This is a genomic window from Bacillus arachidis (assembly GCF_030285945.1).
GTDB classification, from domain to species: domain Bacteria; phylum Bacillota; class Bacilli; order Bacillales; family Bacillaceae_G; genus Bacillus_A; species Bacillus_A arachidis.
The window spans coordinates 1,307,588-1,327,503 of sequence record NZ_CP127376.1 but is presented as its reverse complement, the minus strand read 5'-3'; the positions used below and the strand labels follow the sequence as shown (position 1 = coordinate 1,327,503).

Below are 19,916 nucleotides of genomic sequence, written 5' to 3'. Positions count from 1 at the left end.
CAGCGTCCTCTTCTATTCTTTATGTAGTATGTTTGATTCATTTTCGCATGATACACATGTCGAACAGAAAAACCCCTTCAAGCGAGAAGGGGTTTTTATCATACGGCTACGCCTACTGATAAACACCATCATCATTTTAACAACTTTCGTATAAATTTTAAAGCACTTTTTGTAGAAGAGTAACGAATTTTCATATCAAATACTGTAGATTGAGACAAAATGCTTTTATAGTGCGAAAATGTTCGAAAACTTTGCTCCCCATGATAACTTCCTAATCCACTGCTTCCAACGCCACCAAAGGGTAAATATGGCGTAGCAAGGTGATACACAACGTCATTTATACACCCACCGCCATATGAAATATTACGCGTAATTTGTTTTTGAATTTCTTTACTCTCTGAAAATACATATAAAGCTAATGATTTAGGTTGTCGTTGAATTTTTCCAATGATATCTTCTATATTTTCATACTCCATAATCGGCAAAATTGGACCAAAGATTTCATCTTCCATAATAGAATCCTGCCACGTAATATTCGTTACAACACTTGGCTCTATATGTAGAGTTTCTTCATTGTATTTTCCGCCAATTTCAACACTGCCATCTTGTAAAAAAGAACATAGCCTTTCAAAATGACGTTTACTGACAATCCGAACGTAATTTTCATTTTGTAGAGGTTTTTCTCCATATTGATTTTTAATTTCCATTCGCAGTGCTTCAATAAATTGTTCTTTTATAGAAGAATGAACATATATGTAATCCGGCGCAACACATGTTTGTCCCGCATTCAAAAATTTCCCCCAAACAATACGCCTTGCTGCTATTTCTAATTTTGCATCATTATGCACAATACATGGGCTTTTCCCACCAAGCTCTAACGTAAGAGGTGTCAAGCTTTTCGCTGCCGCTTCCATAACAATCTTGCCAACCCCTACACTACCAGTAAAGAAAATATAATCAAACGGCTCTTTTAACAGTGCTGTACTCTCTTCAATACCGCCTTCAACAACTGCAACAAGTTCAGCTGGAAATAACTCTTGTAACATATTTGCAAGAAGACTAGAAACATTAGGTGTCAATTCTGACGGCTTTAATACAACCGTGTTGCCAGCTGCTAAGGCTCCTACAAGGGGTGCAATTGCAAGTTGAAATGGATAATTCCACGGAGCCATTACAAGGGTAACACCGTAGGGCTCTGGAACGACTTTCCCCTTCGAACCAGCGTGTGTAAGTGCTGTACGCACGCGCTTTGGCTTACTCCATGAAGAAAGATGTTTCATTAAAAAGGAAATCTCCTTTAATACGTATCCAACCTCTGTCGTAAATGATTCATGATCTGATTTATTTAAATCCAATTTTAACGCTTGAAAAATATCAGACTCAAAACGTTGAATCCCTTCATATAACTTTTGTAAATGTTTCTTTCTTTCTTCTATATTTCTTGTGCGACCTTTATAAAAATATGACTTTTGCTCGTTCACAATAGAAGTGATATCCATCTACTATCCCTCCCTCTATGTTTATATACACTCATTTTCTCTCTCTGTTTTCACTTAGCATGGATAAAAGAGGAACTGACCGCTTCTATGCTTGACCGTAGCCTCTCTGCCTCCTAAAAAACACTTCTTAAAGTATCATTATATATGAGTTTGTATTTCATATAAAACATATTTACTCATGAAAAAAGCTGTTGAAAGGAAAACTTTCAACAGCTTCTTCATAATTAACGGTATAAACGAACTGCACCTGCAGATTTATCATCCGATTGGCCAACTACTTCAAATTTCAGGCCAAGTTTTGGTAAGATGCGTCCTGCATCTGGAATTTGCTGATTAATATAAGCTTTAGAATCGTCGAATTTTGCAACACCTGGTAGTCCATTGTATTCAAATGTTCCACGAGTTGGTGATACAACTTTCCATGCTGGTGTTTGATCGAAAGAGAACGCTGCATCAGCAATTTGATAACGTGTGCTATCTTTAAATGTTGGCTTACCATTTAAAGTTCCTGCAATTGCTTCAGGATGAGAGTCAACTACACCAAGGAATCCGTATCCTGGATGCACGCCAACCCAGTTATCTGTATAGCTAGAATCTGCATACCATACAACCATACCTGTGTTATATACTGGACCACGAGCATATTTTAACGCTTCATCAGCACCAGCGTAGTTTCTCCACTCTACATAATAGTTATGGCCCTTCTTCTCAATTCCGTTTGAAACAACAAAACCATTTAACTTAAACTGAGTATCGCCTTCTGCGTCATCAGAGAATGCAACATTACCATCTACTGTTAATTTTGCATTATCAAGAGTAAATCCATTTAATGCTAAACCACCATCAGTAACATATTCAAATACAAGCTTCACTTTCTTACCTTTAAATTGGCTTAAATCATAAGATTTGTCTACCCATTTTCCAAGAGTTGTATCTGCTCCGCCTTTTACATTTTTATTACCAATTGTATCGATTAATGTTTTCGATCCATCTTCTGCTACTGCATGTACTTCTAAGAAATCATAGTCTGTTTCGATTTCATATAATGATTTGTAATCAAACTTTGCAGTTGTTGCATTTGTTAAATCAAATAAAGGTGTTTCTAACGTAGTATGAAGATCATCACCTTTTGTACTATAGTAGTACTTCTTACCAAATGCTGGCTCAATTCCTTTTACATCTTTATCTGGTAAATTAACACGAATCATGCCTGGTCGATCCGTTTTTGTTACACTTTGATCTAAGTATGTTGCATAACCAATTCCTCGGTTTAACTTATCATAATCTAATTCCACAATATTCGCCCAGTTTCCACCAATTGTTTTTTGGAAGAACTCTTTGTTTTGCGGAGAAAAACTTGTTGGCGTTGTTCCAGCAATGTTACCTGCCCAGCTACCGCCACTCATAATAGACCATGATTGAATCGGCTCGCCCCCGCCAGAATATTTTGTATCATATTCATCCGGAAGACCTAAATCATGACCATATTCATGCGCGAATACACCAACTGCTCCATCTTCTGGTTCAATTGTGTAGTCAAATGCTGCCATTTTACCGCCCCAGTACGGCACTTTCGCTTTTGTTCCCTCAATTTGGAATGGCTTTGGACCAACTGTCCAGCGGTGTGACCAAATTGCATCGTCACCTAATTTACCGCCGCCAGCTTCTTGTCCAACACCAGCGTGGATAACCATTAAGTGGTCAATCAAACCATCTGGCTGATTTTTATTGCCGTCTTCATTTACATCATATTGATCAAATTGATCAAATTCTGATAAATCAAGTCCGCTATCTACCGCTGCTTTTAATGCATCTTTGATTAGGTCACGAGGTCCTAATGGTCCTTTATTATCATGACCATCTCCAGCATCTGCACCGTAATCAGCCGCTTTACCTGGAACTGTTAACCATTTCGTAACTGTTCCATCTACTGTATAACTACCGCCAGATTGTTCCTCATAATATTTCTTAAATGTTTCAATGCTTGTCCCATCTTCTAATTTAAATGGTTCGTCACCAAATAACATTTTTTGATAATGTTGTTGGTTAAAGTCACTAGAATACATATAACCAGGCTCTTTATCGATATTATTATGTTTGAAATCAGCATACTCTACAAGCAAAACAAGTACTTTATCCTTACGAACTTCCCCATTATACTCTTTTGCTTTTGCAGGAGCCGTTGGTACTTTACCATTTAATGTACCTCTAACTGGACCTGTCCCTGCACCATTTCCATTTGCTGGATTTTCTAACTTTTCTTTTGTATCTGCCTTAGCATCTTTAACTTTCTTCAGGAAATCAGATGCTTCTTTTGTAACAGTATCCCCAGTTGTTACTTCTTTTCCAGGTTTGTCACCCTTCTTTTTCTCTACATACTTTTCGACAGCTTTCTTTGTCTCTTCTTTAGAAGCGGATGAATCAATTACTCCACGTTTTTTAAGAGCATCAGCTAAACGCTCTTCTGGAATTAGATGATCATCAATTGGACTTGTAGCTGCCGTTTTTACAGGTGTTTCTGCATAAACAGATTGACTACTAGCTCCAAATGAGCAACCAAGAACAGCTGCTACAGCAAGTGTCGATAACACTTTAAATGGTTTCTTTTTCATCCCTATTTTCCTCCCCCAATAAAATATGTACCAATATTAAGATAATAATAAAAATTCAGTAATTTTTCAATATTTTGTTTAATTTTGTTCTATTTTGTAATTTTCGTAACATTTTTGTAAAAATCATATATTTTCCATACAAAAATTTCTCAATATATCAGTTATTTCTGAAGATATTGATAATTTTTGATAAAACTATTACAATTTCTTTATAGAATAACAAAATAGTAGCTTTTTATTAATTTCACCTGCAAAATATACAATGAATTAACATTATTTTCACCAAATTAACTTTTCGAAATATTATAATGTACTTAAAAGATTGTTTATTTTTTGCTTCATTACACATTAGGGAGGAATACACTTTGTACAAAGAAATGGCAGATACGCTAGATCAGGATTGGATTGATTTAATGCTTGAAGCTTTAGATGCGGGGATCGCTATTCAAGATATCGAACACTTTTTCCAACGTATGAACCAATCTACCAGAAACTAGCAGAGTAGTAGAAACGTTCTTTTTAACGAAATTTGTGTTATAATAATGACATCATAAGCCGACTACATACTTACAGAAAGGTGCGCAAAGATGATAGGAGAACGTATAAAACGCCTTCGGTTGCAAAGAGGGATTTCTTTAACAGAACTTGCTGAAAAAGCAGGTGTGGCAAAGTCTTATATTAGTTCCATTGAACGTAATTTGCAAAAGAACCCTTCCATTCAATTTCTTGAAAAAATCGCAAATGTTCTGCAAGTACCAATGGATACACTCCTTCATGACGAAACATCATCCGAAAACCAACTGGATTCGGAATGGACACACCTCGTCAAAGAAGCTATGAATTCCGGTGTCTCAAAAGAGCAATTCCGGGAATTTTTAGAGTTTACAAAATGGAAGAAAAACCAGAAGTAATATATACGCGAAGGAGTGCAAACTGGGGAGCACTCTTTTTTTATTTATAAAAAAAGCGAAAAAAAGCGGGGAATCCCCGCTTTTTTGGTGTTATTTATTATTTCTCTTCGCCTTCTGTTTGATTTGCATTGAATGTCCATTCTAAGTTTAATGCATCGCCTTGGAATTTATTTTGATCTTGACCATTATCTACAAACTCAAATTGTACCCATAGGTAGTCTTCTGTTCCAGCTTCTAAGCCGCCTTTTTCAGCCCACTCTGGAGCAAAGATATCTTTTGCTAAAACATCTGGATCTACGTTCTGTAAATCCGCTAAAGTTGTTTCATATACAGGCTCACTTTGCTTATCCCAGTTCCAAAGGAATTTTACTTTAATATGTTTACCGAAATCTTCACCAGCGTTATCGCCTTTTGCATCTACAACTGCATATTTCGTTGCTAATTTAACATCTTTAATTGCTAATGTACCACTGTTCTTTAATAAGAACTCTTTTTTAACAGTATCCCCTGGTTTAAGGTCTTTGATATCTACAATTGTTTTAGGGTCCAAAGTAAGGTCTAACGTACCAGCTGCAAATGTATTGTTCGATACTTCTTTGTCACTAAAGTAAGCAAATGTTCCTCCACCGATTAAAGATAATCCTAATGCTGCAGAAGCGATTCCCATACCTAATTTTTTCTTTAAACTCACTTTAAATTCCCCCTAGCTATTTTTTATTGTTATCTCTTAAGGATAAGGATAAGAGGTATAACTAATAGAATGACTGTTATCTTTCTATATCCAATGTATGTACAATACCCCTTGAATTCTCTTGTTCTTTAAAAAGCTACCATAAGTTCATTATAAAGAACGTAGGGGTATAATTGCAACTATAAAATAATATTAATTTTGTTATCTACAAAACTTAATTTTTCCCATACTTCATTTGCATATATCTTTTATAAAAATAAAACGCACACCCTACTAAGCCAATACCTATTAAGACCATACTGCTTTGTTGTACGCCTGTACGCGGCAGCTGCCAGTTACTATTAGTAGGTGGTTGTGCTTGATTGCTTCCCGTTTCATTTTCTGTACCTACACCATTTCCCTCTGGTCCTTCCGCATAGAAAATAAACTTCACTATTGTTTGTAACCCTTGATACTCATTTCCTAATTCTTTAGGAACATGTATCGTATAGATAAGCTCGTCAGTTCTATCAGCTGCTAATGTACGATTTTCCATACTTTGAAGTTCTTTTAGACTCCCCTCGTATAACACCTCTTGCTTATCTTTTACAGTGACCTTAAGAGCTTCATACAGTTTTGTAGACCCTTCCGAAACCTCACTCTTTATACTATATGATAATTTCTTTGTCCCATCATTACTAATACGTATACTTCGATTTGCCCAATCTCCTGGCTTCATATTCGAAACATGAAAAAGTACTTCTTTTGGTTCAAGGCTTATATCTATTTCTCGCCGCTCCTCCGCATAGACTTGGTCAATATTTTTTGTAATACCAATGAATAATACTAAAATTAGACATGTACTCATAATAAATATCCACTTCTTATTCATCTGCATCCCTCATATAACACGAATTGCTATGGAAAAAGGCAGGAAAAACCTACCTTTTTTTCTATCAATTCGATTATTTTTCTGACCCTTCTGTTCTGTCTGCTTCAAATGTCTATTTCAGCTGAAGTTGATCACCTTGGAATTCACTTTCATCTTGTTTATTGTCTACGAATTCATATTGTACATAAAGTTAATCCTACTGTTCCTGTTGCCTCCTTCCGCATTTCTCGTGAATTAAATTTTTATGTTAACCTCTATATTTCTAGAAGGTATAACCAAAAAATTAGTGATTTTCATGTACAGTGTCTGAATCTTGTTGCGGTACTTCTTCTTTCTTCTCCTCAGGTTGTTGTAATACTCGATTGGTTTCTTCCGTTTGCTCGATTTGATTGATCTGCTCTTGTTTAGGTTTTAATGGTTGCTTTATTTCTTCTTGTTTCTTTAACTCTTTTTGCTCAGAAGGAGGTATAACTTGTTCTTGCTCTACTTTTTCAGGCGTGTTAGAAACCTGTTTCACTTTTTCATCCTCAATTCTCTTTTGCAGAGTTAGAATAAATTCTTCTATTTTTGGTACCGATATTTTCTTATCAACATTATCCTTCATACTTTTTACTTTCGTAAAACCAACTTGTACATATTGAAGTACTTCCTTACTTGAGTCGCTATTATTTACTTTTACATTTTCTATTGATTGGTTATAATAATCTTCTATTTCTGCATATATGTGTTGCAACGTTTCACGTTCGACTTTTACTTGTTCAAGCTGTTCTCTCAACTCTTTCACTTTTGGTTCAAGTATTTCTATAGAATCAGCGTGTATTTCCTTATTCATTCCTTCATCTACCTTTAAAATCAAACTCTCATGCTGCTCTGCTTTTTTCACCAAAGTGTCAATCGTTTTTGGAAATACAATTGCAGTTGAAACAGTAGAATGTATTTTTGTCTCATTTACAAAAGCAGCCTCCGTATACGTAACTACTTGTGATCCCATATAGAAGACTATTGAACACATACAAGGAAACATAAGCATCGTTTTTAATTTTTTTGATGATTTTAGCATTCCAACCTCTCCCATTACTCGTATCTGATTCTTTATAAAGAACATACTTTCATTATAAATAATAGAATCCGAAAATCATAGAAAATTTTCCTGTTTTTGTTATATATAACTTTTGTATACTCGTTCAAAAATAATACCTATAGTAGGAGCAGGCTATCAATCTGATAGCCTGCTCCTATGATTACTTCTCTATACCAGCTGTTTGCTGTGCATCAAATGTCCATTTCAATTCAAGTGTATCCCCTTGGAATTGATTTTGATTTTTCTTATTATCCACAAACTCAAATTTCACTTTAAACTTGTCTTTGTTCCCAGCTTTAATACCTTTTTCATCTAATTTTTCAGCAAGGGCATCATTATTCACTATTATTAATGGTTTCCCAACTAATTCAGATAGTTTCTTTTCCTTTATAATATTATGACCTTTATCGGTATTCTTTAAGATTGTTACTTTAATATGATTACCAAAATCTTCAGTATTATCACCTTTCGCATCTTTCACAATATATTCCGAGTTTAATAAGACTTTTTCAATATCTAATGTTCCGCTGTTTACCAATTCAAAATCACGTACGATTGTATCACCAGGCTTAAGATTATTAACATTAATAATTGCTGTTGGATTTGTAGTTAAATCAAGTGTACCAGCTGCAAAGGTATTATTTGAGACTTCTTTATCGCTAAAGTACGCAAATGTTCCTACTCCAATTAAGGTAGCTCCCATAATTGCCGATGTAATTCCCATTCCTAATTTCTTCTTTAAGGTCATGTCCATATCCCCCAATGATACCTATATATTTATAATCTCTATAATAGAGAAAATAACGGAATTACACGGATTGTCCAACATCTGTAGATTTGTTTTTCTTTTCATTATCAATGCTGCGAATTGCACTGAAAATAGTAATGACAGAATACATGAGTAAACATACACCTGGAATAATTAATAGTAAGGCAGCTCCTGCTTTTGAACTTGCATAACTTAACAAGTATCCTACATATGGAACTGTAATATCTGCATATTTTCCAATAACATTTTCCGCTAAGACTGGTTTTAAATCTGGCCCATTATTATTGTCACCTTTTGTTTCATACATGACTTTCCCATTTGCGTTTTTCACACCAATAATACGGTGAGTTACAATTTTTTTCTCATCTTCTTTAAAAGTAATTACATCACCTTTTTTATATTTAGATCCATCTTTCGTTGGTTCAATCGCAATAATTGATCCTGTTAAAAATGTTGGTTCCATTGATCCAGATAGTACCGTTTTAAATTGATATCCCATTACAGTCGGATCCCCGCCGCTTGCTTTGGATGAAATAACAACAAACGCCAAGCAAACCATCAACGCAAATAAAACAAATGAGATGACGTTACTAATAATCTTCCAAACTAGTTTCACCCGTATCTCCTCCTCTTTATTATGTATATGTACGTAAAAACTAGGATATCCTAATCTGTTCTTAACAGAGAACTTAAATTAATACTATAATGAACGAACAAAAAACACAATAAAAAATAGGCAATTGATCATTGCCTATTTCACTTCTGAAGCCGCTTTCTTTTTAGCCCGTCTTACCACATATAAACCGATTATCATTAAACTAATAATTCCAGCTCCAATACCTATCATCCATCCAAAAGGATACGTAGGTTCAGCTGGTTTTATATTTGTTTTCGGCATTGCAAATGTAACATCTTCTTTAGAAAGAACATTAATACTGCCTATTGTTTGATTATTTTTTGTAACATCAACTGTTCCAACTACTTCACCACGGTGAATTCCATTTTGATACAATGTGCTTTTCTCAATAGGAGTAGTTCGAAAAACAGTTTTAACATTTTTCCCTTCATCTTTCTTTAACATAAACTCCGCACTTTGTTCTAGTTCACAATCTATGTCTTTATCTAAATACGTTGCCTTCTGATGCCAATTATTTTTATCTATCACCATTTGCTTCGCAAATTGCGAAAAGGAATGATCCGCAATTTGACGCATATCTTCGTAAATTTCTGGTTTTTGTGATGCCATCACAACATTAACAATACGGTTACCATCTTTCTCATTTAATAATACAAGCGTATTGCGAGCTTCATTTGTAAAACCTGTTTTTCCGCCAATACTATATGGATTTTCAAAATAATTCGCTTTATTAAAAATAGAAACCGTTTGTCTAGGTGTAGTAACCGTTGTCCGTTTCGTATTCATAGCTTGTAAAATTTCAGGATATTGCTGAGCCCCTCTTGTGATCATTGCCATATCATATGCCGTCGTATAATGATTCGGATCATGTAAGCCATTCGGCGTTATAAAATGACTATCCTTTGCCCCTAACTGCTTCGCTTTCTCATTCATCATCTTCGAAAAGTTTTCTATGCTTCCGCCAATCCGTTCACCAATCGCATACGCAACATCATTTGCACTTAATACCATTAAAACTGTTAGCGCTGTATTACGATCGATTGTTTCACCTACTTGAAATTCAAGTTGATAATTACTCTTTTCCTGATCTAATGCAAGTTGTGAAAACGTAAATTGATCCTCTGGCTTCGCATGCTCCATTAATAAAATAGCCGTCAACACTTTCGTCATACTTGCCGGAAATGCACGTTGATATGCATTTTTGTCGTACAAAACATCTCCTGTTTTCGCATCAATTGAAACTGCAAATTGACCAAATACATTCGGACCCGGGCCAGGTGTCGGTGTTGGTGTCGGCACCGCCCCAGTACCAGTTTCGGCGTACAATGTCATAGGTGTTAAAAAGAAGACACACATCACCACCACAAAAACCATAATTTTCTTACAATTTACCATATGACTCTCCCTCTTCTATTTTCTTTTGCCTTATATACTAATTCTACCAATCCAACATGAAATTGGTATTAAAATGGAAACTCAATTACCATTGTTCACTATATCATAATTTTACATAGAAAGACATAATCATACGAATAAAAATAAGAAGGACTCATTCTTTCTTATCCTTCTCATCGGCCAATAAATCTATTAAATTATTCCCGGCTTCCTCTTCTGTAATCTCATCGGTCATTCCCATAAAAGACCACCCTTTTGAATCTATCCATTCAATAAACTCATCTAAAAACTCATCATGAGAGACATCAACATCAAGAATCGCACCATTGATTGAAATCGTTCTATTTCTGGGTACACGCATCTTGAAAGATTTTCTTACCATTTGTATATACCTCTTTAATCTATAATGTATTTATAAATCTATTTTCTATTTCTGTTATACCCTATTTCCACGAAATTGTAAAAAGAAGATCCTACCAAAACAAATATAAATTTTATATTTACTTGCTATGTTGCTTAATATAATCATCATATGCAGGTATCGCACTAGCATCACCAGCACCAGCTTTCGCACTGTTAAACACATCTCTCGATTGCAATCTGTTCTGTCCGATATCAAGATCGTGTAAAATACGGTGAACATATACTAAAGCTGTTGTATCATGATTTTGAATTGAAATACGAAGCAATATTCTAGCTCGTTCTAAATCTTCCTTTAAATTGCCTTTAGACAATGAAGCAGCTTCTATTAAAGTGGTATCAATTAACTTGAATCCCGATTCATTCTCTTCCCAAGCTGGAGCATCCGTCTTCTCAAAATTCTCATGTCTTTCCCAACCTGTAATCGAATTTAAATCACTATGCATTTCTCTTATCTTCATTCCAATATCTTTTGATTTATCTACCTCTTCGATTTGCTCAGTTTCCTCAGCTTTTATTTCTGCCTTATCTGTTTTAGTAAAAAACATAATGCTACCAAATATCAATCCACTTAAAACAAGCCCACCCATAACAAAAACAGTCCTTTTTCCACTCCTTCTAAACAAAGTAACACCCCCCTTCAAATTATCCCCTATTTTAAATTATATCAATTTCAAATCACATTATAGGATAAAGCTACTACTCAATCTGATAAAAGGCGAAAAATCCCTTCAACTTTATGAGTAAATCATTCGCTTATTTACTATTAAACTACATGAAAATGTGCCTTCAATAAAATATAGGCGTGGTATTCTATCAAATTCCATTTTTAATATTGTAGTTAAAAACTATTGTAAGGTGCCACTTAATTTTGTATAATCAACCTAACAGAATTATCAGATATATCAAAAAGAAACTTTTTCATCATGATCCCGTAGCTCAGCAGGGAGAGCGCCACCTTGACAGGGTGGAGGTCGTGAGTTCGAGCCTCTCCGGGGTCATACTAAAAACCTTGTTAAAATGCGATTCTTTAAACATAAAGAATCGCATTTTTCCATTCCTAATCTTAATTGACCACATTTTGACCACATTCACTCCAACATAAAAGACATCAATTATTAATTGGTGTTTTTTATGTTTCTTCTATATTATATATCATTTCCTTTTATGGCATAGGTTACTCATGTGTATAGGGTAGAAAACTAAACTGGTTTAATTTTCTACCATATATACTTTTGTATATAGAAAATAGTAAATTCGCCTATTTCAACGGTATTGTAAATAACCTAATGGATAAGTTTTATTTTGATAGTGAATTCATGTGTCCGGCATAAGCCAACATACAAAATCCCTCTTACAGAAAAATACCTATATGGTATAATTTCCTTGTAAAATATTAGGTGGAGGAGGGATGAGATGGCACAAATAAAAGTAACACCTGAAGAATTAGAAGAAGTGGCGAAAAACTTTAGGGATGTAAAGCTCTACTTAGAACAAATGCATAAAGATTTATATAACCAAACTGAATACATATCTTCAAAGTGGAGTGGTGCAACGAGTCAACGTTTTTATCAAGATTTTAATGACGCAAAGCCAAAAATGTTCACTGTTTTAACGGCATTTTATGACGTTGCTGAAGAACTTGAAAAAGCGGCTAAAAAATTCCGTAAAGCTGATGAAGAAGAGCAAAAAGCAATGGAAGAACGCATTAATGCTAAAATGTGGGCTGATATAGGCGGCGAACTTTCAGGGGCTTATGACGCTTCCCGTGCAGTTGACGGCATAGACCCTTCCACTGGTGAAAAAGTAGGTCTATTTGATAGAACTGTTGCTGGTGTCATGGTAGTAGGTAGTATTTTTCAAGTTGGAAAGCTTGGGAAACTAGGGAAAGTTGCTGAAGTTGCGGATAAGGCAAACGAAGCTAAAAAAGCTGCTAAAGCCACTGAAAATTATAAGGATCATCTTGAGAGACAAGATAAATTATTAACTAATAATGGTGCATATCGGAAAGCAAGACGAGCCGCTGGAATTCCTAACTCTACTCCGCGCAAAAAACCTGTTCAAGTATTTGATGGGACTACTGAACATAGATGGGTAGAGGAGTACACTAATTTTAAAGGTGAAACAAAGTATATTATCGAACATAAAGAAGATAAAATGGGAAGAGGGCCCCATTTCCATACTGCAGATAATACAAGTGGAAGTCCTTGGGAGAAAGGGAGATACGGTCAGGAAGATGGACATTATCCTGAGGATTTTGAGGGTTACAAGAAAACAGGTAAAAAATAAAAAAAAGGTGTGAAAAATTTTGAGTAATGTGGATAAAAGTCGAATGGAGATTCTTAAAAGAAAAGCTAAAAGAAACGCTAATAGAAAAGAACTTATAAACGAACTTTCTAGTATTGTTACGATTTCTATGGAATCATTTATGGATGCAGAATCTAATGATTTATTTTGTAAAGAATTATATAGTAAGCTAGAAAAAAATTCAGACATAAAAATTTTTGGTGACACAGATTATAAGGAAAATAGAAAATTATCAATAGCGCTGTTAAAAGAAACAATTAAAACTATTAAATTTCCAGTTAATCAAGGAAGACTATTTTTCTCTAGAGGAGGCAAACTTGAAGCAGTTAAGCTGAACATTACTGAAGTATTTGATAATTTAGAAGCGCTATCAACTATATCAAGATTTCTAACTGGGTCTGCAGATTTTATATTAGTAGGTGATGATTTAGAATTTGGAGTATGTATTGAAAGAACTGAATATCATAACGAGTTCAGTATGTGGGGAATAGCAATAGTTTAAAGTACGAAAGTAAATAAGACCGCCTCTATTGAGAGCGGTCTTATTTGTTACTTCACATATACCAATGCATTATTAGCTGTAATATAGAAAGTTTTCCCTCGACTATTGTGTACTTTGTATTGTGGTGAACCACTGACAGTAACCTTTGCATCGATTGTAAATCCTAATCCTACATCTACAGAACCAGCAACATCTTTATCCTGCCATGATGGAGAATCATAGAAACGTAGGTTGTCCACTTTTGAAACAACACGTTTTCCGGCAATCGGATTAACTGACGCTTTCTTCTCAAATTTGATGTAAGAAGGATTGTTATAAACCCATTGATTCCCACCAAGATTTAGCCATCCATCTTTTTCGCCCCATACTTTATAGGATTCTGGTTTATTCAACTGACGAATAACAGAATAACTTGCATCTGGTCCTTTACGAAGGTTCACATTGTATCCATTGATGTATGCAATGCCTTCCACATTTGCGACAGGTTCACCTGGTTTAGATGGTTGCTTTGGAACAGAAACTTCAACACTAGAATTATTGTATGCGCGTTGCACATCAGCACGAAATTGACCTTCTGATACACCATGACTACGTAAATAATCAAGTGGATCTTCATGGTCTGTTCCACCAAGATATTTCGTTACATCATAGTGAGTCCACAATCCTTTTTCTACAGATAGATTGTTATCTTTCAAGATTTTAGCAAGTAACTTCACGTATTTATCATAGCTGCGTTTAAATTTATCATAATCCGCTGTTTCGCAAAGCTCTACATGTACAAAACGTTTATTTGCACCTGGTCCTGCACCATAGGCAATGTATTTTGTATCAGCAATTTGGATTGTTTCATTCCAATCTACTGCATAATGTACGAAAGCTGAATGCCATGTACGAGATTCATACTTTTGGATATTAATAGCTGGTGCTTCTGGAGTTGCTGTACTATGTGCCACAACACCCTCATATGCACCAACACCATATCTATACGGCTGCTTAGGTAAATCAGGAATAATAAGCGTTCTGTCAGCAAATGCACTCGTTGCAATTGACAATACTAAAATAACAGCTAATAAAACTGAAGAGATCCCCTTTAATGTTTGTTTCATTTTACATCAGCATCGTTTTATGTAATCTTGGAGTAGGCTCTAAGGAATGACTATGCGTATGCTACAGAGCTAGGATATCTCGGATTGAGACAACACGTGGCTACTACTACTCCATATAGTTCTGATATAAGTTTAACTAAAAAAGACCGCATCGAGGTCGGGGTTTACCTATTTAGCACACCTTCGAGCATTACCTACGAATGTGTGCAACCTACGAGTAATAAAAAGCAAATTAGAATACCTTCTAGGTCACTACATAAGTGATCTAAAGGTATTCTAATTTGCTTTTCTTGTTTAAGATACAGGCCTGATTCGTTATACACAAAAGTGAATCTATCGAGGGGGAGGTTTTCGGAAATCGCCAGTGTATTCGTTGTGTTTCTTACGTTATAATTCTCTTCTGTGTATTTACATTGCCACGAATATACGTACTTAATTTGGCTGATAATTATCTAGGGAAATGAACTTTAAAGAGTAAATTTGAAAGGGAATATGTACGGTATTATGGTAAGTGATGTCAACTCAATAACATAATGAAAAGAAACCGGCTCTTTATTTGACCTGGCTTTTTAATATGTTCGTTCGTTTGTTTGACTATACTCCGTACGTCATCTCTTCCAAGAATTCTCCACCACTCTTGATACATTTCATTATTCTGCTACATGCACAATGAAAGTAATGCTCACTTGTTGCAGCTGATTTTACTGGAACTGGATCTATTTCATGAAACATTTGATCTTTTTTATGAAAATACATTTTTCCAACTTTATCTGGATATTCTGAGGGATAAAATTGATATACAACTATTTCCTCGTTTTCAAATTCTTTATTCATTGTAATATGAATTGCCATAATTTATCTCCTCCATTTCAATTCTTCATCTATATTGAGTACTTTCCAAGGGTGACCTGATCTTACAGTTGCGTTATGTGCTGTTTTGTAATCTGTTTTAAAAACACCTTCGAATCTCAATTCAGAAATTTCAAACTTCATTTCTATACCCCTTGCTCTTTTTCTATTTTGTTACCCCTATTAAATTACCATATATAACCAACGGTTTATAACATAATAGTTTACTAGTCATCATTAATCAAATTTAATTACCCATATCTTATATTTTGTGTAACTAACCCAAACGCTAGAATCCTCAATATTCATAGCTTCATAATACTTTCCTTTTTGAGTTACACAACACAATAAAAATGAGTAACTATAAATTAGCATCCTTGTCATTCCTTCCCATCTACCACATGAACCCTCCTAAATTACTAAATTGGATTAAACTTTATTCCAAACCAACAACCATCAAATATTTGATATGCTTCATGTCACAACAGGTCATTGATAAATCCCTATAATTTAAATTTCAAAAAAACTAAATAAAATGTTAAAGTATATATTTTTTGGTTTATAATGGAACTGCAGTTCATTACAAATATTTTAGATATTAAAATATTTGTAATCTAAATCAAACAGGAGGTTGGAAATATGGGGGGAAAATATGTAATTAGGATTCTAGCTTTACTCTCGGTAGTAGCTCTTTTCTTTAACTTAATGTTATCGAAGGCTAACGCAGAGGTTATGGAAAACGAAAAGATTCCATCAATAAAAACAACTGCTACTAACAAAGCTGATGGTGGAAAAGAGATTCATTCAAAAGTGGATATCACTATCCAAGACAAGATAGAATATACTAACTTAGTTGTTGGTAAAGAGTACACTTTAAAAGCTAAACTAATGAGCAAAGCTACTAAAAAACCATTAATAATTGAGGGGAAAGAAGTAACAGCTGAGACTAAGTTTACTGCAAAAGAAAAGAGTGGGTTTGTAACATTAGACATTCCTTTCGTTGGTGCTGAATTACAAGGAATGAACGTAGTTGTGTTTGAAGAACTATATCAAGATGGTGTCTTAGTGGCAAATAACACTGACATTAACGATGTAGGACATACAGTTCGATTCGTGGAACCTTTAATTAAAACAACTGCTACTAACAAAGCCGATGGTGGAAAAGAGATTCATTCAAAAATGGATATCACCATCCAAGATAAAATCGAATACACTGACCTAATCGTAGGCAAAGAATACGTGGTAAAAAGTAAACTAATGAGCAAAGCTACTAAAAAAACATTAATAATTGAGGGGAAAGAAGTAACAGCTGAGACTAAGTTTACTGCAAAAGAAAAGAATGGGTTTGTAACATTAGACATTCCTTTCGTTGGTGCTGAATTACAAGGAATGAACGTAGTTGTGTTTGAAGAACTATATCAAGATGGTGAATTAGTGGGAATTAACATGTCCCTTGACGATATGGATCATACAGTTCGATTCGTGGAACCTTTAATTAAAACAACTGCTACTAACAAAGCCGATGGTGGAAAAGAGATTCATTCAAAAATGGATATCACCATCCAAGATAGAGTCGAATACACTGACCTAATCGTGGGCAAAGAATACGTGGTAAAAAGTAAACTAATGAGCAAAGCTACTAAAAAACCATTAATAATTGAGGGGAAAGAAGTAACAGCTGAGACTAAGTTTACTGCAAAAGAAAAGAATGGGTTTGTAACATTAGACATTCCTTTCGTTGGTGCTGAATTACAAGGAATGAACGTAGTTGTATTTGAAGAACTATATCAAGATGGTGAGTTAGTGGGAATTAACATGTCCCTTGACGATATGGATCATACAGTTCGATTCGTGGAACCTTTAATTAAAACAACTGCTACTAACAAAGCCGATGGCTCTAAAGAGTTAGACGCTACAAAATCTGTAACTATCCAAGATAAAATTGAATACACTGACTTAATCGTAGGTAAAGAATATGTAGCAAAAAGTAAACTAATGGATAAAGCAACACACAAACCATTATTAGTTGATGGTAAAGAAGTAACCGCAGAATCTAAGTTTACTGCAAAAGAGAAAAATGGTTCTATTACACTTGACTTCACATTTAATGCTTCTGAACTACAAGGGAAGGAAGTAGTAGTGTTTGAAAAACTATATCAAGATGATGAATTAGTCGGAATTAACATGTCCCTTGACGATATGGATCATACAGTGAAGTTCAAAGAGAAAAAAACAGAAAAATCACAGCCAGAGCAACCTAAAACAGAGCAACCTAAAACAGAAAAAACAGCAAAAGCAGGAACATTACCAGCCACAGGTGCAAATATGTCCTCTATGTGGTTCTCAGTGAGTGCTGGTCTTTTGTTACTAACCCTTGGAGCTATATTAGTTATTAAACGTAGAAATGCATAATAACTAAATAGTTTTTTACGCAGAAGGTATGGATGTGAAATAAAGTCACGATGTTTATAAGAAAGATGCGATGCTATATCTTTTCAATTAAAGAATTCTAAATGTGTTTTGATCAGACTTTTTTATAAAAATTGAACATCCAGTCACAAAGAAAGACTCTATTTTGATCAATCTTTTTTTTCAAAATGGAGTCTTTTTGTGTAACACAGAATATGGATTTGTAAGAGGTTTTTAATCCAACTTTATTCCAAAGTTACACCTATTTAAGATACACTCAATTATCTTGATTTCCTGTCGATTAACATTACATAAATTTAACCTTACACAGTTGCAATAATTTCTTTAGGCACTCATCAACTTAAAGCAACCTATTTCTTAATCGAAAAAATATTTAATAGTAAAAATAAATAAAGAAGTGATATAATGATTAAGTTTCTTCTAACTTTAACTGCTGAAATATGGTTTATTGTTATTGCATTTATTTTATTACTTCCTACATTGGGATGGTCTCTTATACTCTACGCTGTTTATTCTGGGATAAAATCAATTTTCAGTAAAACATATTTAGTACAAAACGTTGCAACTGGTGAAAAATTTCATGTGGATAAACAAGAATTTAAGCAATATAAGTCGGCTTTATTTTAATCTACTTCTATATGTTTTCTGGCGGTCAACACTTTATCTTGTGTTTTAAAATATCTTTTCCTTGTCTTCAGAATCTAGCAAAACATCAATTTATTTTCTCATTTGAGGATTGTACAAATTAAAAGCTGTTTTTCTAGATTCTAATCGAATTTCTTCTGATATGGTTTCCTTAAAATCAAAAGCTGTATCAGTAATTGTGAAATAATTAGAAAATCGGTCATCGTTTTCTACTAGTTCTTTTAAAATTTCACACCAAGTATGGTCCATATTTATTTTTAATGGTTTATGTTTCATATACTTTTTATCTTTCATCCACTGTTCTCTCTTATAACCTAGCTTTAACCAGCTCAATACATCAATAATTGCAGTATTAAAACTTAATGTATTCACAATTTCTGATGAATAATTGGTTAAAAGAATATTTGAATCTCCTGTTTTAGTGTATGTTACTATATCTTTGATAAAATTATCCATTACAAACCTCCTCTTATTTTATTAATAAGGATCATATATTTGATTTTTGTAATTACTCCAAATGTGTACTTGCATGTCATTTAAATTATTAAAATCTGGTTTTAATCCTGAGTTTATTTGAAATTGCCGCTCATAGTAATACGCTCTCTTTTCCCAAGATCAGGATGAAACACCGGACATCCCAAATTTGTTGTTATAGTCTATAATGTGTGTGCCTTCATGAACATGAACTATATCACTTACAATGGATTGTGAACTACTTCTTACATACATTTGATTTCCAACTTGAAGTGCCTTAGCATCTGTAGCACCAGTATACATATCAAATAATTCATCGCCAAGAACATTTAATTTAATATCTCCATTTCGTAAACCTTCTGCAATTTTTGTAGACTGATTAGTAACTCCATCTAACTGTTCAATAATCATTTCTCTTGTCAAGCTTTGATTAATTTTTTGCCCCGTGCCTATTTTTTCTGCCTTTGTAGCTGTATCAGCCACCTCAGCCGCTTTTGCAGTCATTTTCACGCCCTTATCGACTTTCGCTATCTTTCCAAAAGGGGTAAGACCAGCTACTACCATTCCTCCAGCTAAAAATCTTTCCCAAGTTGATAGCTTTTCTCCATTAGATGGATCAACACCATCCCAGGCACGACGTGTGGCCCACTTTCAAATGCTAGCGATGCAGAAAGCCGTACAAAATTCTTTACATACGGATTGACTCAATTAGCTTTG

The 19,916-nt window shown here is 34.4% G+C and carries 20 protein-coding genes, 1 tRNA gene and 3 pseudogenes; 8 read left to right on the top strand and 16 right to left on the bottom strand.

Annotation, left to right across the window (positions count from 1 at the left end):
* Positions 1-131 precede the first annotated feature (131 nt).
* Together QRY57_RS08210 and QRY57_RS08205 are read right to left on the bottom strand one after the other, a co-directional pair.
* Positions 132-1,499: an aldehyde dehydrogenase gene (locus tag QRY57_RS08210; protein WP_286017168.1), complete on the bottom strand. Its 1,368-nt coding sequence runs from the start codon at positions 1,497-1,499 to the stop codon at positions 132-134.
* A gap of 224 nt (positions 1,500-1,723) precedes the next feature.
* Positions 1,724-4,111, bottom strand: a complete 2,388-nt coding sequence (locus QRY57_RS08205) for an immune inhibitor A domain-containing protein (RefSeq protein ID WP_286017167.1) — start codon at positions 4,109-4,111, stop codon at positions 1,724-1,726.
* A gap of 365 nt (positions 4,112-4,476) precedes the next feature.
* Here QRY57_RS08205 and QRY57_RS08200 point away from each other — a divergent pair, with 365 nt between their 5' ends.
* On the top strand, positions 4,477-4,608 hold the full coding sequence (locus tag QRY57_RS08200) for an anti-repressor SinI family protein (RefSeq protein ID WP_026591407.1): 132 nt from the start codon (positions 4,477-4,479) through the stop codon (positions 4,606-4,608).
* Between the two features lie 90 nt (positions 4,609-4,698).
* On the top strand, positions 4,699-5,022 hold the full coding sequence (locus QRY57_RS08195; RefSeq protein WP_026591408.1) for a helix-turn-helix domain-containing protein: 324 nt from the start codon (positions 4,699-4,701) through the stop codon (positions 5,020-5,022).
* A gap of 97 nt (positions 5,023-5,119) precedes the next feature.
* Here the strand turns inward: QRY57_RS08195 and calY are convergent, their stop codons facing one another.
* The 9 genes and pseudogenes from calY to QRY57_RS08150 form a co-directional block, all read right to left on the bottom strand.
* On the bottom strand, positions 5,120-5,713 hold the full coding sequence (calY, locus tag QRY57_RS08190) for a biofilm matrix protein CalY (protein ID WP_026591409.1): 594 nt from the start codon (positions 5,711-5,713) through the stop codon (positions 5,120-5,122).
* Positions 5,714-5,927: 214 nt separating this feature from the next.
* A complete protein-coding gene (locus tag QRY57_RS08185) occupies positions 5,928-6,584 on the bottom strand; it encodes a TasA family protein (RefSeq protein ID WP_286017166.1) in 657 nt (218 codons plus the stop codon).
* Between the two features lie 112 nt (positions 6,585-6,696).
* Positions 6,697-6,765 (bottom strand): annotated as a pseudogene (locus QRY57_RS08180) (cell division protein FtsN); the annotation flags it as partial.
* Between the two features lie 102 nt (positions 6,766-6,867).
* Entirely contained in the window at positions 6,868-7,644 is a 777-nt protein-coding gene (locus QRY57_RS08175) for a DUF4047 domain-containing protein (protein ID WP_286017165.1), read from the bottom strand.
* Between the two features lie 181 nt (positions 7,645-7,825).
* Entirely contained in the window at positions 7,826-8,413 is a 588-nt protein-coding gene (locus QRY57_RS08170; protein ID WP_208016720.1) for a TasA family protein, read from the bottom strand.
* Positions 8,414-8,474: 61 nt separating this feature from the next.
* A complete protein-coding gene (sipW, locus tag QRY57_RS08165) occupies positions 8,475-9,050 on the bottom strand; it encodes a signal peptidase I SipW (RefSeq protein WP_026591412.1) in 576 nt (191 codons plus the stop codon).
* 135 nt (positions 9,051-9,185) lie between these two features.
* Positions 9,186-10,466 carry a D-alanyl-D-alanine carboxypeptidase family protein gene (locus QRY57_RS08160; RefSeq protein ID WP_286017164.1) on the bottom strand — a complete coding sequence of 427 codons (1,281 nt, stop codon included), beginning with the start codon at positions 10,464-10,466 and terminating at the stop codon, positions 9,186-9,188.
* A gap of 154 nt (positions 10,467-10,620) precedes the next feature.
* Positions 10,621-10,848 carry a hypothetical protein gene (locus tag QRY57_RS08155; protein ID WP_026591414.1) on the bottom strand — a complete coding sequence of 76 codons (228 nt, stop codon included), beginning with the start codon at positions 10,846-10,848 and terminating at the stop codon, positions 10,621-10,623.
* Between the two features lie 118 nt (positions 10,849-10,966).
* Complete coding sequence (locus QRY57_RS08150) at positions 10,967-11,512, bottom strand: hypothetical protein (protein ID WP_286017163.1); 546 nt, start codon at positions 11,510-11,512, stop codon at positions 10,967-10,969.
* Positions 11,513-11,814: 302 nt separating this feature from the next.
* Between QRY57_RS08150 and QRY57_RS08145 the strand changes: the two genes are divergently transcribed.
* The 4 genes and pseudogenes from QRY57_RS08145 (at position 11,815) to QRY57_RS08135 (ending at position 13,695) form a co-directional block, all read left to right on the top strand.
* A tRNA-Val gene (locus tag QRY57_RS08145) sits at positions 11,815-11,887 on the top strand.
* 240 nt (positions 11,888-12,127) lie between these two features.
* Positions 12,128-12,220 (top strand): annotated as a pseudogene (locus QRY57_RS27105) (helix-turn-helix domain-containing protein); the annotation flags it as partial.
* Positions 12,221-12,302: 82 nt separating this feature from the next.
* Entirely contained in the window at positions 12,303-13,175 is an 873-nt protein-coding gene (locus QRY57_RS08140; RefSeq protein WP_286017162.1) for a WXG100 family type VII secretion target, read from the top strand.
* Positions 13,176-13,194: 19 nt separating this feature from the next.
* Positions 13,195-13,695 (top strand): YxiF family protein, encoded by a 501-nt coding sequence (locus tag QRY57_RS08135; RefSeq protein WP_141528015.1) that lies wholly within the window; start codon positions 13,195-13,197, stop codon positions 13,693-13,695.
* Positions 13,696-13,742: 47 nt separating this feature from the next.
* Here QRY57_RS08135 and QRY57_RS08130 read toward each other — a convergent pair whose 3' ends face one another.
* The 3 genes from QRY57_RS08130 to QRY57_RS08120 all read right to left on the bottom strand — a co-directional run bounded on the left by QRY57_RS08130 (position 13,743) and on the right by QRY57_RS08120 (position 15,794).
* Positions 13,743-14,801: an N-acetylmuramoyl-L-alanine amidase gene (locus QRY57_RS08130; RefSeq protein WP_286017161.1), complete on the bottom strand. Its 1,059-nt coding sequence runs from the start codon at positions 14,799-14,801 to the stop codon at positions 13,743-13,745.
* Between the two features lie 594 nt (positions 14,802-15,395).
* Positions 15,396-15,653 carry a hypothetical protein gene (locus QRY57_RS08125; RefSeq protein WP_208016708.1) on the bottom strand — a complete coding sequence of 86 codons (258 nt, stop codon included), beginning with the start codon at positions 15,651-15,653 and terminating at the stop codon, positions 15,396-15,398.
* A 3-nt stretch (positions 15,654-15,656) separates the two neighbouring features.
* Positions 15,657-15,794, bottom strand: a complete 138-nt coding sequence (locus QRY57_RS08120) for a hypothetical protein (RefSeq protein WP_286017160.1) — start codon at positions 15,792-15,794, stop codon at positions 15,657-15,659.
* 495 nt (positions 15,795-16,289) lie between these two features.
* Between QRY57_RS08120 and QRY57_RS08115 the strand changes: the two genes are divergently transcribed.
* Entirely contained in the window at positions 16,290-18,062 is a 1,773-nt protein-coding gene (locus tag QRY57_RS08115) for a VaFE repeat-containing surface-anchored protein (RefSeq protein ID WP_286017159.1), read from the top strand.
* A 423-nt stretch (positions 18,063-18,485) separates the two neighbouring features.
* Positions 18,486-18,707 (top strand): hypothetical protein, encoded by a 222-nt coding sequence (locus QRY57_RS08110; RefSeq protein ID WP_286017158.1) that lies wholly within the window; start codon positions 18,486-18,488, stop codon positions 18,705-18,707.
* 90 nt (positions 18,708-18,797) lie between these two features.
* Here the strand turns inward: QRY57_RS08110 and QRY57_RS08105 are convergent, their stop codons facing one another.
* Both QRY57_RS08105 and QRY57_RS08100 read right to left on the bottom strand, forming a co-directional pair.
* Positions 18,798-19,181, bottom strand: coding sequence for a hypothetical protein (locus QRY57_RS08105; RefSeq protein ID WP_286017157.1), 384 nt, complete (start codon positions 19,179-19,181; stop codon positions 18,798-18,800).
* A 489-nt stretch (positions 19,182-19,670) separates the two neighbouring features.
* Positions 19,671-19,838 (bottom strand): annotated as a pseudogene (locus tag QRY57_RS08100) (pre-toxin TG domain-containing protein); the annotation flags it as partial.
* Positions 19,839-19,916 lie beyond the last annotated feature (78 nt).